Genomic DNA, 12,603 nt, shown 5'->3' with positions numbered 1-12,603 from the left:
CGCACATGAGGGTGGCAGAAGCTGTCAGGGTGAGGAATGGGGGGAGGTCCGCCGCATCGCGCCCATCTTCGGAGCCCCGCGTGACGACCACCGGGTGGCCACCTTCCTGTCGGCGGCACGATTCTACAGACGCGCGCTCCTGTCGATCGAGAACGATCCCGAGGGGGCATACCTCAACCTGATCACCGCCGGCGAGATCATCTCGAACTTCCACGAGCCGAGCGAGGAAGAAGCGCTCGACGAGGAGGCCCGCGCCGCGCTTGCGCGGATAGCCAACGAAATGGAGGACGGAGAGCGCCTCGCGACCTTTCTGCGCGGTCGGCTCCGCGGCATCAAGCGAAGGTTCGTCGGCGCGATAACGTCGATGGTCGACGACTCGTTCTTCGAGCGTTGGGAAGCCGAGGACCAGTGGGGCTCATTCAAGAGGGACGGTTTCCCCGGCAGGATCGCGGCCGCCTACGACCTACGCAGCCGCTTCGTTCATTCGGGTTACCCGTTCGGCCCGTGGATCAACCTGCACATGTCCCAAGACGAGGTCCAGCTCGGCGAGCCGGTGGTGGCGGACCGGAGATGGCCAAGATCCTAGCCAAGGCGCCGCTGTCCAGCGGCCTCGAACGCGTGACCCGCTACGTGCTGCTGACGATGGCGGCCGACCTTGGCGCGGATGTCGAAGTAGCACCCCCAGAAGGCACCGACGCTGCCGGACGCTAGAGAGCGGCGATCGTCGAGCCGATCCTCAGGCAGCGAGCCGGGCCGGCTCCCAGGCCTGCCGAACCTCCGCCGTCTCGAAGAAGAGCACCTCGTCCTGGTTCAGGCGGATCATCTGGCGCGCCTGGAGGAGCAGACCCTCGCCTGCGCGGACCAGCCAGAGCTGCCCGTCCGCCGGCCGGTTCGCCTTCGCCAGCAGCGTGGCTGGATCGATGAGGTCGGCGTCCATCGCGAGCAGCTGCCCGTCAACGTCCACGATGTTGCGAAATCCGATGTCCCAGAGTGCCATGTTCCCGCGTCTCCTGCGTGCCTCGATATGCGCACAATCGCACGCGCGGGTGTCAGAATCTGTCACCCCCGTGTTCGTGCAGCATGCACAGCGCGTTGACCAGCGCCATCTCCTCGATCGTCCGGCAGGGCGTCTCCAGCAGCGCCGGGCTGGCGAACACCATCGCCGCCACCTGCGCGCGCGACACCGCCACGTTGATGCGGTTGAGGGAGAACAGGAAGGCGATGTCGCGCGGCAGCTCCTCGCCGCTCGAGGTAGTCATCGACACGAGGCAGACCGGCGCCTCCTGGCCCTGAAAGCGGTCGACGGTGCCGACGCGGACCGCCGCAGGCAGCTTCGCACGCAGCGCGTTTACCTGCGCGTTGTAGGGGGCGACGACCAGGATGTCGGCGAGGCCGACCACGCGATCGCGGCCGTCGCGATCCCGGTAGGTCGAGCCCTCGACCTCGGCGATCCGCGCCGCAACCGCGTCGATCTCCTCCGGACTGACCTGCGAGCGTCCGGAATGCAGGACCGCGCGCATGCCAGCGCCGACCAAGTCCACACCGCCGCGCGAGACCAGCGCCTGACCGCCCGCCGCGTCGTCGCTGCTCAGCCGGTCATCGTAGACCGCCGTCGAGATGAACCCGCAGACGCGCGGATGCATGCGACGGCTGACCGGGATGAAGACGCCGCGGTCCGACGGCACGACGCGATGGCCGTCGATCAGGTATTCGAGGCACGAGCGGCCGCTGTCGCCGGGGTGGCTGCCCTGCAGCGGCTGCGGCAGCTGCATGGGGTCGCCCACCAGCACGATGTTTCGCGCGCACCGCGCCATCGCGAGGATGTTCGCGATCGAGACCTGCCCGGCCTCATCGACGATCAGGTAGTCGTAGGCCGCCTCGGCGTAGCGCGCGAAGTGCCACGCGGTCGCGCCGACCACGTCCGCCGCCGCGATCTCGGGAGCGTCGTTGTCGCCGACGAGCACGATGCCGGGATGCGCATCGTCGTCGCCGTCGTCGGACGACTTCTGGACGACGCTGCAGCGCACGCCCTCGGCCCGTGCACGGTCGGCCACCGCCTCGAGCAGGTTGCCGATCGCCTTGTGGCTGTTCGAAGAGACCGCGATGCGCTTGCCCGCGCGGACGAGGTCGACGATCGAGAGGGCGCTGACGTAGGTCTTGCCGGTGCCAGGAGGGCCCTGGATGGCGAGCGTCGTGCCCGCCATCGCGGCGATCGCGCGGCTCGTCTCGGCCGGTAGGTCGCCATCGGCCGGGATGACCCCTGCAGGGCGCGGACCGTCCAGGAAGACCGGCGCCGACCGCGTCAGCAGGTGCTCGACCGCCGGCAGGCGGCCGGCGCCGGCGATGATCTCGTCGATCACCGCGGCGACGGACTCGCGCAGCACCTTGTTGCGGAGCGGCTGGGGCGGCAGCAGGTCCAGCGTGTCGGGCAGCGGACCCTTCGCGGTCGAACGCCGCAGCACGAGCGTGTTCGCGTCGTGGTCGATCGAGCGGAGGTTGACCTCCTCGATGCCGACGGCCGGCTTTATGCAGGGCGACTTGCCGGCCCGCAGCTTCGCCTCCTGCTCGGGAAAGCGGTATGTCCGCTCGAACGACTGCCGCGTCACCTGGACCGGCTGGTCGATCGCGACCAACCCCTGAATGCACTCGAGGTCGTCGAGCAGCTCCTCGCTCTCCTGCGCGAGACGGTCAAAAATAGCCCAGTATGCGGGCTTGTCCTCGCGGCGATGGAACTGGCTGAGATCCAGCAGCAGGTCGGCGACGCGGTCGCCAAGGCGCTGCCGCACCGGAAGCAGCCTCGCGCGCAGCGCCGCAAGCTCCTCGTCCTCCGCGGCGAGGTTCGAGAGCGTCCCGCCCTCGGGCACGTCGCCGAGCACCGGCCACGCCATCGCGGCAGGGCGCACATCGCGAACCAGCCAGTCGCGGAGCAGCTGGGTGGAGACGCAATCCGTGCGGTTGTAGTCGTGGATCTCGTCCAGCAGGCGCTGCTCGCCCGTCTGCCGCCACTCCTCGTAGAAGACGACGCTGGCGCCGGCGGTCGCGACGTCGGCGGCGCGCTTCTCCATGTAGAACGCCTCGAGGTCCTTAATCGAGTAGCCCTTCTCCGAGGCGACCATCGCGCCCGACACCACCTTGAAGAGATCGACGAAGCGCCGCTCGCGTTGAAGCTGATCCATCGCCGCCTCGCCGGTGCGGTGCTGAGCGGTCAGCCGGCGGAGCGCCGCGATCTCGTAGTTGGCGTAGTGGTAGACGTGCGCCTGGGGGTAGCGGCGCATGTGGTCGACCAGGAAGCCCAGCAAGTCCGCCGCGGCGCGGCCCTCGTCCTCGCGCGTGTGCGCCCAGAAGGCGCGGAACTCCCACGCGCCGCTCTCGCGGAACCACACGCCGTGGAGGTATTCGAGGCCACCCGGGAAGTAGGGGTCGCCCTCGATGTCGTAGAAGACGTCGCCGTCGTCGGGGGCGGGAAGCAGCCCAAAGCCCTTGCCGGGCTCGGCGTCGCGCAGCTCGAACGACGGCGGCCGACCGGCCCGGCGCGCCGACTGCAACCGCGCCTGAGTGACAAGCCGCCGCTGCGTCTCGGCCGCCATCGTCGGCACGCGCTCGTCACGGGCGCCGAGGCCCGCCATCGTCGTCACGCCGGCGGCCTCCAGCTTCTGGCGCTGCGAGCGGCTGATGCCGGCGACCAGCGCGAGGCTGTCCTCCGCCTCCCACCGCTCCTCGCAGCGATCGCTCCAGCGGCAGAGCGCGCACGCCAAAACCGGCTCGGGACGCGTCTCCGGTCGCTCCACGAGGAACGCCTCCAGCATGCGGCGCGCGTGGCGGGCATACGAGGACACCTCCGCGAGCCGGACCGTGAACCGGGTGCCGTCGCCGAGCTGCAGGTGGGCCGCCTCCGGCGCGACGCCCTGCACCTTCGCGAGCAGGTCGCTGTAGAGGCAGAGCTGCAGAACGTGCTTCGGGTCGGGCTTGCGCTTCAGCTTCGTGTCGACGACCTCGTAGGACCAGGCGCCGAGGTCCGAGGGGCGCTCGACGCGCTCGAGGAAGTCGCTGTAGCCGCCCCACGCGCCGTCGAGCAGCGCACCCTGGAAGATCACGTCGGGTCCATCGCGCATCGCCTCGTGCGTCAACCGCACCGAGTCCTCGAGGGAGATGCCGTCCTTCGGGATCTCCACGACACGGCGGCCACTGGCCTTGATCTTTTCAAGGAAAGCGAGCTCGTGCTCGTCGCCCTGCCGCTGCAGCAGCTCGGCCGCCGCGCCGTCCTCGCCCGGCGCCAGATCGCCGACCTCGATCAGGCGCAGGTCCAGCGCCGTCGCATGCCGGCATCCCTTGAACCGCATCAGGTCCGAGGCCGAGAGCCTCATCGCGCCATCGATCCTGCGCATGTGCATTCCCCTTTCCTGCTCCATAGCACATAAGGGTGACAAAAGCTGTCAGGGGTGAGTCCATGTCGTTTGCGAAGGGTCAGGAGCTGCTCAAGCTCGCGATGATGGCGACGGGGCGGAGCGGCGTGTCGCTCGAGGAGATCGTCGAGGAGTGGGGCTGCTCGCACCGCACGGCGCAGCGGATGACCGACGCGCTTCAGGCCGCATTCCCGCAGACCGAGGCCGAGGATGGCGACGACCGGAAGCGGCGGTGGCGCATTCACGCGAAGGCCATCGCGCCGCTCCTGACGCCGTCCGCCGAGGAGCTGGCGGCGCTCGCGACCGCGATCACCGAGCTCGAGGCGGAGCAGATGACGGCCGAGGCGGCGACGCTGCGGCAGCTCCAGGCCAAGGTGCGCGCGCTCCTACCGCCCGGGGCGGGGACGCGGCTCGCCGTCGACGAGGAGGCGCTGCTCGAGGCGCTCGGCCGTGCCGCCCGCCCCGGTCCGCAGCCGGTGATGGACTGCGAGGTCAACGCCGCGATCTCGGAAGCGCTGAAGGGTCCGTTCCTGCTCCGCATCGCCTATCGCCGGCGATCGCAGGACAAGCCGAGCGAGCGCGTGGTCGCGCCGCACGGCCTGCTGCTCGGTGTCCGGCGCTACCTCGTCGCGCGGGACACGGCGAAGAAGGGCGCGCGGCTGCAGCACTACCGGGTCGAGGAGATCTACTCGGCCGAGGTGCTGGCCGAGAGCTTCGAGATAGACCCTGGCTTCAGCCTGCGCGCCCACGCCGAGAAGGGGTTCGGGTCCTACGAGAGTGAGGCACAGCACGGCGAGGTGGTGTGGCGCTTCACCCCCGAGGCGGCCGACCACGCCCGCCGGTTCGTCTTCCATCCGACCCAGACGGTGGAGGAGGAGAAGGACGGCTCGCTGCTGGTGAGGTTCAGGGCGTCGGGCCACCTGGAGATGTGCTGGCACCTCTATTCCTGGGGCAAGTCGGTGGAGGTGCTCCAGCCCGCGGCGCTGCGCGCGATGGTCCAGGGGCACCAGCGCGACTTCGAGGCGCTGCCGTGAGGCCGGTCCGGCCGCAAGAATGAACGGGTAAGAGCGATCAGGACTCGGACCGCAGGCTCGCGCCTACCGTGCGCGGCTGCTAAGTGTAGGCAACGTGCTCCTCGCGCGTGCCATCCTGATTGAGCTGCGTCCGCGTCGAATGGGTCGTCGATGGACAGCGACGCTTGCGTGTCCGACGAAGACCGTACCGATGAGGAAGTCGGCAAGCGCGCAGCCGACGTTGGAACACCAACGGCCAAGAAGAGATTGGAGACTGGCCGAGAGCGGCTAAACCAATCTCCACCAGGAACGGTCAGGCGATCAGCATTCGTACGTCTCGGGATTGTTGCCGAGCCGGCGCATCCCGCCCCCTTACGGCCTGTCACTTACTTCCAAAGGCTCAAGCTCGCTTGGCAGAGCTTAGATGGTGATTCGCGCGACAGGACTCGCGAAAGCTGCGAGCGCGATCGCGCTCGCAGCGCCATGCATGTCGGCAAGGCGCTGGTGAAATTATCGACGCCGCGATCCGCCTCCGCTCTACGAAGGCGCAAAGCGTCTCTTGCCGGCTACTGACGCTCTAACGTTTCCCTGACGATCCCTCAGGCCATAGGATCGTACCGGAAGGGGTTATCCTGCATGGAGCAGTTCATGGCCAAAGATGCTCACACACCCACGCGCCTGATCCGGCTGCCTGAAGTCAAACTCCGAACGGGACTCGCCCGATCATCCATCTATCGCATGATGGAGGACGATTGCTTTCCACGCCCTCGCAAACTTGGTCCGCGGGCCGTCGCCTGGCTCGTGAATGACATCGATCAGTGGATCGACAGCCGGCCTGCGAAACCGGGCGGTTGAGGCTGCAACGAAGAGAAAAGCTGGCGTAAGTTCGGCAGATTCGGAGAACAGCGTGACAGACTCGTCTGACAGCTTGAACGGCCCTCGCCTCCCCCCTTCGAAGAGGAGTGTTACCTAGAATGTTACCTAGAGCCACTCGGGTGAGGGATGGTCCCTGCTAACCCATTGAAAAATGGCGCGCCCGGAACGATTCGAACGTCCGACCCTCAGATTCGTAGTCTGATGCTCTATCCAGCTGAGCTACGGGCGCATCGCGGCATGGCATGATGCCGGCCGTCTGCCCACCTCGCGGTGGGTACCCATTGGCGCGCCCGGAACGATTCGAACGTCCGACCCTCAGATTCGTAGTCTGATGCTCTATCCAGCTGAGCTACGGGCGCGCAATGGAGCGGCGCTGTTAGACGCCACCGCGCGGGGGCGCAAGAGCGTTGCGGTAAGTTTTTCGCGCCTCTACGCAGATCGCATGCCACGCTCCCCGCGCGCTCCGTCGCCGCTCGCCACCGTCCCGCTGATCGGCGCCGCATTGCTGTCGCTGGCGGGCTGCAGCGCCGATATGAGCGGCTATCCCTCGCTCGCGCCGCGGCCGGTCGAGAAGCTGGGCTTCGAGGAACCCGCCACGCCGCCTCCCGCCCCGATCGCCGCCGACCCGGCGCTCGACGCGCGGCTCGCCGCGATCGCGACGGCGCGTGCTACCGCGGCGCGCGACTTCGACGCCGCGGCCGAGCGCGCCGCCACACGAGCGTCCGCGGCACGCGGCGCGGCCGCCGGCAGCGAGCGATGGCTCGACGCGCAGACCGCGATCGCCGAGCTCGACTCGCTTCGCTCAGCCCATGCCGATTCGCTCAACCAGCTCGAGGAACTCGCCGCGGCACGCGCGCAGGCGCTGCAAGCGGCTTACCCCGCGCTCGAGCAGGCGCTGGACGCGGCGCGCGACACCGCCGCGACCCAGACCCGCCGCATCGACGCGCTCGCCGGGTCGCTGCCGAGCGGCTGACCGAGGTGCGGAGCGTGATGTTCACGTGATCTACCAGGCACGAGGAAAGCCGGTCTTCCTTCGACGTCCGCGAAGCCTCGCACGCTCAGAACCGTAGCAGCGGCAGGATCGTCGCGTAATCGTCGGTCCAGGGCGCGAAGCCCGGGCGCCGGCGCAGCACGTGCCAGTCGCCGTCGTCGCCCGCCAGCAGCGCCTGCGTCCAGGGGTCGCGCGTCAGCACGATCCAGGACGAGGGCGTGCCCTCTTCCTCCTCGTCGGACGGGACATGGTTGAGGATCAGCGCGTGCCACCCCCCGGCGTGCGCCGCCGCCGCGACCACGGGGCCGAGATCGATGAAGCGGTTGGAGATATGCACCGCCAGCACGCCATTGTGCGCGAGCACGCGGGCGTACACCGCGAACGCCTCGCGCGTCAGCAGGTGCATCGGCACCGCGTCGGAGGAGAAAGCGTCGAGCGCGAGCAGGTCGAGGCTGCCGGTCGCGGCACGTTCCAGCGACACGCGCGCGTCCCCCAGCTCAATCGCCGCGTCCGGCGCACAATCGGCGAGGAAGGTGAAGCGGTGCGTGCGGCTGAGCTCGGCCATGGCGGGGTCGATCTCGTAGAAGCGCCAGCGCTGGCCCGGCCGTGCGTAGCAGGCGAGCGTCCCGGTTCCGAGCCCGACCACGCCGATCCGCGCCTTGTCTCCGAACAGCATCGGCGCGGCGCGCATCGCGCGGCCGATCCCGGTAGCGGGAGAATAATAGCTCGTCGGCGTGCGCTCGCGCGCGGCGGTGCCGGTGAGTTGGACGCCGTGCAGCGTCGTCCCATGCACCAGGGTGCGCCGCCGTGGCTCCTCCACCAACGTGTAGACGCCGAAATAGCTGCGCAGCCGCGCCCCCGGCTCGAGCGACAGCGACAGCGAGCGGAAGCCGCCGAACAGCAGCAGCGCGCTCGCCAGTACCATCAGATACGGCGCGCGCGCGCCGAGCGTCAGCAGGCCGACGGCGGCGACCACCGCGAAGGTCGCGCCGGTGTGGCGCACCGTGCGCAACCCGCCCGCCTCGTGTGCGAACAGGCCCGCCACCACCGCCAGCGCCAGCGCGATCGCCGCGACGGCGACCCAGCGTACCCGACGCCCCGCCCAGAGCACGCGCAGCCCTGCGACGAGCGGGGTCTGCGGCACCAGTGCGCCCGCCGCCAGGATCAGGATGGGATATTCCCAAGTCCAGTCGAACAGGGTCGGCGCCACCAGCCCGGCGAAGACTCCGCCCAGCGCGCCGCCGACCGACATGGCGAGATAGAAGCCGGTCAGCCGCGCCGGCTCGGGACGCAGCCGGTACAGCCGCGTGTGCAGCGCGACCGAGATCATGAACAGCAGCAGCAGCGCCATCAGCGTGCTCGCGGTCGCCCTGTCGGCGAAGCCGCCCATCATGATGCCGCCGAACAGCAGGATCGTCACCGGCGCCGCGCGCGTCAGCGAGTCCGCCGGCCAGCGCCGCGCCGCGAAGGCGATCGAGAAGCTGAGAAGGTAGAGCGCGAGTGGGATCACCCACAGCAGCGGCATCGCCACCAGGTCGGTGCTGATGAAGGTCGAGGTCGCCAGCATCATGCCCGAGGGTACCAGGCCGAGCACCACCCAGAGCAGCACGCGCGACCGCGGTGGCGGTGGCGCGCTCGGCGCGACATCGGCGGCGGACGTGGCGCGCGGCGGCAGTCGCGTCGCGCACATCAGCACCAGCACGACCAGCAGCAGATAGCCGCCGCTCCACAGCCAGCGCTGTTGCGTTACCGACAGCAGCGGCTCGACCAGCAGCGGGAAGGCGATCAGCCCGGCGAAGCTGCCGAGGTTGGAGGCGGCGTAGAGCGGATAAGGGTCGGTGCCCGGGCGCGCCAGCTCATACCAGCGCTGCATCAGCGGCGCCTGCGACGAGACCGCGAAGAACAGCGGCCCGATCGAGAGCGCGAACAGGTACGGCACCCACAAGGCCGGCTCGGCATCGGACGGCAACGCGCGGTCGCTCAGTCCGATCGGCAGGAAGGCACCGGCGGCGAGCAGCAGCGCGAGGTGGATCGCGCGCTGCCGCCGCGGCGCGAGCCGGCTGATCAGATGCGCGTAGCCGTAACCGCCGAGCAACAGCGCCTGGTAGACCAGCATCGCCGAGTTCCACACCGCCGGCGCGCCGCCGAGCCGCGGCAGCGCCAGCCGCGCGATCATGGGCTGTACCAGGAACAGCAGGAACGAGCCCGTCAGCATGGTCGCGACGAACAGCGGCGCCACGCCGCCGTGTCGCGACCGGGGCTCAGCCACGCGTCGGCCGGGCGATACGATAGAGCAGATGCCGCCGCAGCGGATCACCCGCCGCAAGTTCGGGATGGTCGAAATCGCCGCCGATCACGCGCGTCATGCCGAGCCGTTCCATGAGCAGCCGGCTACGCGTGTTGCCGGGCACGGTCACCGCCGCGATCGTCGGCACGTCGAGATGCTCCCACGCCCATTCGAGGCAGGCGGAGGCAGCCTCATGCGCATAGCCCCTGCCCCAGTGCGCGCGGCCGAGCCGCCAGCCGATCTCGACCTCGCCGGCTACCGGACGCGGCAGCGGCAACAGCCCGCACAGGCCAATAAAGGTGCGGTCGGCACGTCGCTCGACTGCCCAGAAGCAATGGCCGTAACGCGCCTGCGCCGCCGCCATGCGCCGCCAAGCGCGGCGGCTCTCGCGCCGCGTCTCGGGCGGGCCGATGTGGCGCATCACCTCGGCGTCCTGCGCGATCGCGTGGAAGGACTCGACGTCGTCGGCGCGCCAACCGCGCAGCGTGAGCCGCTCGGTCTCGATCATCGCGGCCGGTCGATCGCGTAAGTCACCGTGGCGCGGCGCGGGTCGTCGTCGGCGAAGTCGGGATGGTCGAAGTCGCCCGCGGCGAGCCGGTGCATGCCGAGCCGCGCCATCAGCCGCTGGCTCGCGGTGTTGGTCGCCGCGGTGATCGCGACGACGCGCGACTCGGTGCGGTGCGACCACGCCCAGGCGAGCCACGCCGCCGCGGCCTCCTGCGCATAGCCCTGACCCCAGGCGGCGTACGCGAGCATCCAGCCGATCTCGAGCTCGCCGCGGATCGGCGTCGTCGGCGCGCCGGGCTTGAGCCCGCAGAAGCCGATCAGGTCAGCTGAGTCGCGGCGCTCGACGGCGCCGAACCCCAGCCCGTGATCGGCGCGATAGCCGGCATGGCGTGCGATCGCGGCGTCGCTCGCGGCCTCATCCTTCACCGGGCCGAGATCCGCCATCACGCGCGCGTCGGCCCACATCGCGTGGAGCGCGGCACGATCGCGCGGCTCGGCCGGGCGGAGGATGAGTCGCGCAGTGACGATCACGCGCCGAGCAGCCGCGCCGCGTGCACCGCGTGGTAGGTGAGCACGCCCGCGCAGCCGGCGCGCTTGAACGCCAGGAGCGTCTCGAGGACCATCGCGTCGCGATCGGCCGCACCCGCGGCGACCGCCGCCTCGATCATCGCGTACTCGCCCGACACCTGATAGGCGAAGACCGGCACCGCGAAGGCGTCCTTCACCGCGCGGACGATGTCGAGATACGGCAGGCCGGGCTTGACCATCACGCTATCCGCGCCCTCGGCGAGGTCGAGCGCGACCTCGCGCAGCGCCTCCTCGCGGTTGGACGGGTCCATCTGGTAGGTGGTCTTGTCGCCCTTGAGCAGCCCGCGCGTGCCGACCGCGTCGCGGAACGGGCCGTAATAGGCCGAAGCATATTTGGCGGCATAGGCCATGATCTGAACGTTGACGTGCGAGCCCCGCTCGAGCGCGGCGCGAATCGCGCCGACGCGGCCGTCCATCATGTCGCTAGGCGCGATGATGTCGGCGCCGGCGCGCGCCTGGTTGAGGCTCTGCTCGACCAGCAGCTCGACCGTGTCGTCGTTGCGGACATAGCCCGCCGTGTCGATCAGGCCGTCATGTCCGTGCGCGGTATAGGGATCCAGCGCGACGTCGGTGAGGATGCCGATGTCGGGCACCGCATCCTTGATCGCGCGCGTCGCGCGGCAGATAAGATTGTCGGGATTGAGCGCCTCGGCCCCGTCGTCGCTGCGGCGCTCGCGCGGGGTGTTCGGGAAGAGCGCGAGGCAAGGAATGCCGAGGGCGTGCGCCTCCCTGGCGCGCGCCACCGCGAGGTCGATCGACCAGCGCGACACGCCCGGCAGCGTCGCGATCGGCTCCTCTACCTGCTCGCCGTCGGTTACGAACATCGGCCAGATCAGGTCGGCAGGGGTGAGGATATGCTCGGCGTGGAGGCGGCGACTCCAGCCGGCGGCGCGGGTGCGGCGCAGGCGCAGCGCGGGATAGGCAGCGTGCATGCCAGCGGCTTTCCCGCAATCGGACGCGCCATGCAAGCGTTACGGCAGCGGAACGCCCGCTCGCGCGTTAGCCTGGGCATGAGAGAAATCCGCTCCGCCGCGCTCGTCGTCAACGCCAAGTCGCGGCGCGGGCGCAAGCTGTTCCGCCGCGCCTGCCGCCGCCTGCGCGAGCTGGCGTTCAAGGTCGAGCCGCACGCGGTGAAAGACCCCAAGCACCTCGACCGCACCGTGCGCAAGGCGCTGGAGAAGAAGCCTGACCTGCTGATCCTCGGGGGCGGCGACGGCACGATCAGCGGGCTGGTCGATCTCATGGTCGGCCATGACGTCGTGCTCGGCGTGCTGCCGCTCGGCACCGCCAACAGCTTCGCGCGCACGCTGGGGTTGCCGCTCGACATCGACGGTGCGATCGAGGTCTTCCGCACCGGCGCGCCGCGGCGGATCGATCTCGGCATGATCGACGACGATTATTTCGCCAATTGCGCCGCGATGGGGCTGAGCCCGCAGATCGCCGAGACGGTGCCGCACCGGCTCAAGAAGGTGGCGGGGCGGCTCGGCTATCTCGGCTGGGCGGGTTATCAGCTGACGCGCTTCCGACCCTTCACGCTCTACGTCGACGCGGGCGACGGCAAGGGCGAGCAGAAGCTGAAGGCGGTCGAGGTGCGGATCTCTAACGGTCCTTACCACGGCGGCACCTGGCTGGTGGACGAAGCCAAGGTCGACTCGGGCAAGATCGTCGTCCAGGTGGTGAAGGGCCATTACAAGCGCCGGCTGGTCACGAACTGGGCGGCGAGCTGGCTCGGTCGCGAAGAACGGCACCATGAGGTCGTGACCTTCTCCGGCACGTCGATCCGCGTGCGCAGCGACCCGCCGCTGCCGATCTCGATCGACGGCGAGGTGCTGGCGCACACGCCGGTCACCGCGCACGTCGCGGCCGGCGTGATCGAGGTGATGGCGCCGCGAGGGTGAGCTTCCGATCCTCCCCGCCATGCGGGAAGGACTAAGGGAT

Annotated in this window: 12 protein-coding genes and 2 tRNA genes; 6 read left to right on the top strand and 8 right to left on the bottom strand. The window is 69.7% G+C overall.

Translation table 11 applies throughout. The features are described from left to right. Nucleotides 1-94 precede the first annotated feature (94 nt). On the top strand, nt 95-586 hold the full coding sequence (locus tag FHY03_RS08640; RefSeq protein WP_183930048.1) for a HEPN domain-containing protein: 492 nt from the start codon (nt 95-97) through the stop codon (nt 584-586). After that, nucleotides 571-711, top strand: coding sequence for a hypothetical protein (locus FHY03_RS08635; protein WP_183930046.1), 141 nt, complete (start codon nt 571-573; stop codon nt 709-711). The genes FHY03_RS08640 and FHY03_RS08635 overlap by 16 nt, the downstream gene beginning before the upstream one ends. 25 nt (nt 712-736) lie before the next feature. Here the strand turns inward: FHY03_RS08635 and FHY03_RS08630 are convergent, their stop codons facing one another. Together FHY03_RS08630 and FHY03_RS08625 are read right to left on the bottom strand one after the other, a co-directional pair. Further along, entirely contained in the window at nt 737-997 is a 261-nt protein-coding gene (locus FHY03_RS08630) for a hypothetical protein (protein ID WP_183930044.1), read from the bottom strand. Between the two features lie 52 nt (nt 998-1,049). Then, entirely contained in the window at nt 1,050-4,385 is a 3,336-nt protein-coding gene (locus tag FHY03_RS08625) for a TM0106 family RecB-like putative nuclease (protein ID WP_183930042.1), read from the bottom strand. Nucleotides 4,386-4,447: 62 nt separating this feature from the next. On the opposite strand from FHY03_RS08625, the gene FHY03_RS08620 reads away from it, so the two are divergent. Both FHY03_RS08620 and FHY03_RS08615 read left to right on the top strand, forming a co-directional pair. Continuing rightward, complete coding sequence (locus tag FHY03_RS08620; protein ID WP_183930040.1) at nt 4,448-5,437, top strand: YafY family protein; 990 nt, start codon at nt 4,448-4,450, stop codon at nt 5,435-5,437. Between the two features lie 615 nt (nt 5,438-6,052). After that, nucleotides 6,053-6,271: an AlpA family transcriptional regulator gene (locus tag FHY03_RS08615; RefSeq protein WP_260158786.1), complete on the top strand. Its 219-nt coding sequence runs from the start codon at nt 6,053-6,055 to the stop codon at nt 6,269-6,271. A gap of 173 nt (nt 6,272-6,444) precedes the next feature. Here FHY03_RS08615 and FHY03_RS08610 read toward each other — a convergent pair. Next, nucleotides 6,445-6,521 (bottom strand) — tRNA-Arg (locus FHY03_RS08610). Between the two features lie 53 nt (nt 6,522-6,574). After that, nucleotides 6,575-6,651, bottom strand: a tRNA-Arg gene (locus tag FHY03_RS08605). An 83-nt stretch (nt 6,652-6,734) separates the two neighbouring features. Between FHY03_RS08605 and FHY03_RS08600 the strand changes: the two genes are divergently transcribed. After that, nucleotides 6,735-7,265 carry a hypothetical protein gene (locus tag FHY03_RS08600; RefSeq protein WP_183920410.1) on the top strand — a complete coding sequence of 177 codons (531 nt, stop codon included), beginning with the start codon at nt 6,735-6,737 and terminating at the stop codon, nt 7,263-7,265. A gap of 85 nt (nt 7,266-7,350) precedes the next feature. Here FHY03_RS08600 and FHY03_RS08595 read toward each other — a convergent pair whose 3' ends face one another. The 4 genes from FHY03_RS08595 to hemB are packed head-to-tail and all read right to left on the bottom strand — an operon-like array spanning nt 7,351 to nt 11,597. Next, the gene (locus FHY03_RS08595) at nt 7,351-9,498 is read right to left on the bottom strand and encodes a spermidine synthase (RefSeq protein WP_183930404.1); all 2,148 of its coding nucleotides are present in this window, start codon (nt 9,496-9,498) and stop codon (nt 7,351-7,353) included. A 46-nt stretch (nt 9,499-9,544) separates the two neighbouring features. Then, on the bottom strand, nt 9,545-10,078 hold the full coding sequence (locus FHY03_RS08590) for a GNAT family N-acetyltransferase (protein WP_183920412.1): 534 nt from the start codon (nt 10,076-10,078) through the stop codon (nt 9,545-9,547). Next, entirely contained in the window at nt 10,075-10,608 is a 534-nt protein-coding gene (locus tag FHY03_RS08585) for a GNAT family N-acetyltransferase (RefSeq protein ID WP_183920414.1), read from the bottom strand. The genes FHY03_RS08590 and FHY03_RS08585 overlap by 4 nt, the downstream gene beginning before the upstream one ends. Further along, complete coding sequence (gene hemB, locus FHY03_RS08580) at nt 10,605-11,597, bottom strand: porphobilinogen synthase (protein WP_183920417.1); 993 nt, start codon at nt 11,595-11,597, stop codon at nt 10,605-10,607. Before hemB ends, FHY03_RS08585 begins: the two co-directional genes overlap by 4 nt. A 78-nt stretch (nt 11,598-11,675) precedes the next feature. Here hemB and FHY03_RS08575 point away from each other — a divergent pair, with 78 nt between their 5' ends. Further along, the gene (locus tag FHY03_RS08575) at nt 11,676-12,563 is read left to right on the top strand and encodes a diacylglycerol kinase family protein (RefSeq protein ID WP_183930038.1); all 888 of its coding nucleotides are present in this window, start codon (nt 11,676-11,678) and stop codon (nt 12,561-12,563) included. The last annotated feature ends 40 nt before the right edge of the window (nt 12,564-12,603 follow it).

Origin of the sequence: Sphingomonas sp. BK345 (assembly GCF_014193845.1) — a bacterium.
In the GTDB taxonomy this organism is placed as follows: Bacteria; Pseudomonadota; Alphaproteobacteria; order Sphingomonadales; family Sphingomonadaceae; genus Sphingomonas.
Note: the sequence above shows the minus strand (reverse complement) of the source record. Positions and strands in the feature narration are given on the sequence as shown.

Excerpts from the sequence above, each read along its gene's own strand:
- FHY03_RS08595 (WP_183930404.1), bottom strand. The coding sequence starts at position 9,498 with ATGCTGACGGGCTCGTTCCTGCTGTTCCTGGTACAGCCCATGATCGCG.
- FHY03_RS08625 (WP_183930042.1), bottom strand. The coding sequence starts at position 4,385 with ATGCGCAGGATCGATGGCGCGATGAGGCTCTCGGCCTCGGACCTGATG.
- FHY03_RS08615 (WP_260158786.1), top strand. The coding sequence starts at position 6,053 with ATGGAGCAGTTCATGGCCAAAGATGCTCACACACCCACGCGCCTGATC.
- FHY03_RS08590 (WP_183920412.1), bottom strand. The coding sequence starts at position 10,078 with ATGATCGAGACCGAGCGGCTCACGCTGCGCGGTTGGCGCGCCGACGAC.
- FHY03_RS08600 (WP_183920410.1), top strand. The coding sequence starts at position 6,735 with ATGCCACGCTCCCCGCGCGCTCCGTCGCCGCTCGCCACCGTCCCGCTG.
- FHY03_RS08620 (WP_183930040.1), top strand. The coding sequence starts at position 4,448 with ATGTCGTTTGCGAAGGGTCAGGAGCTGCTCAAGCTCGCGATGATGGCG.
- hemB (WP_183920417.1), bottom strand. The coding sequence starts at position 11,597 with ATGCACGCTGCCTATCCCGCGCTGCGCCTGCGCCGCACCCGCGCCGCC.
- FHY03_RS08575 (WP_183930038.1), top strand. The coding sequence starts at position 11,676 with ATGAGAGAAATCCGCTCCGCCGCGCTCGTCGTCAACGCCAAGTCGCGG.
- FHY03_RS08635 (WP_183930046.1), top strand. The coding sequence starts at position 571 with ATGGCCAAGATCCTAGCCAAGGCGCCGCTGTCCAGCGGCCTCGAACGC.
- FHY03_RS08630 (WP_183930044.1), bottom strand. The coding sequence starts at position 997 with ATGGCACTCTGGGACATCGGATTTCGCAACATCGTGGACGTTGACGGG.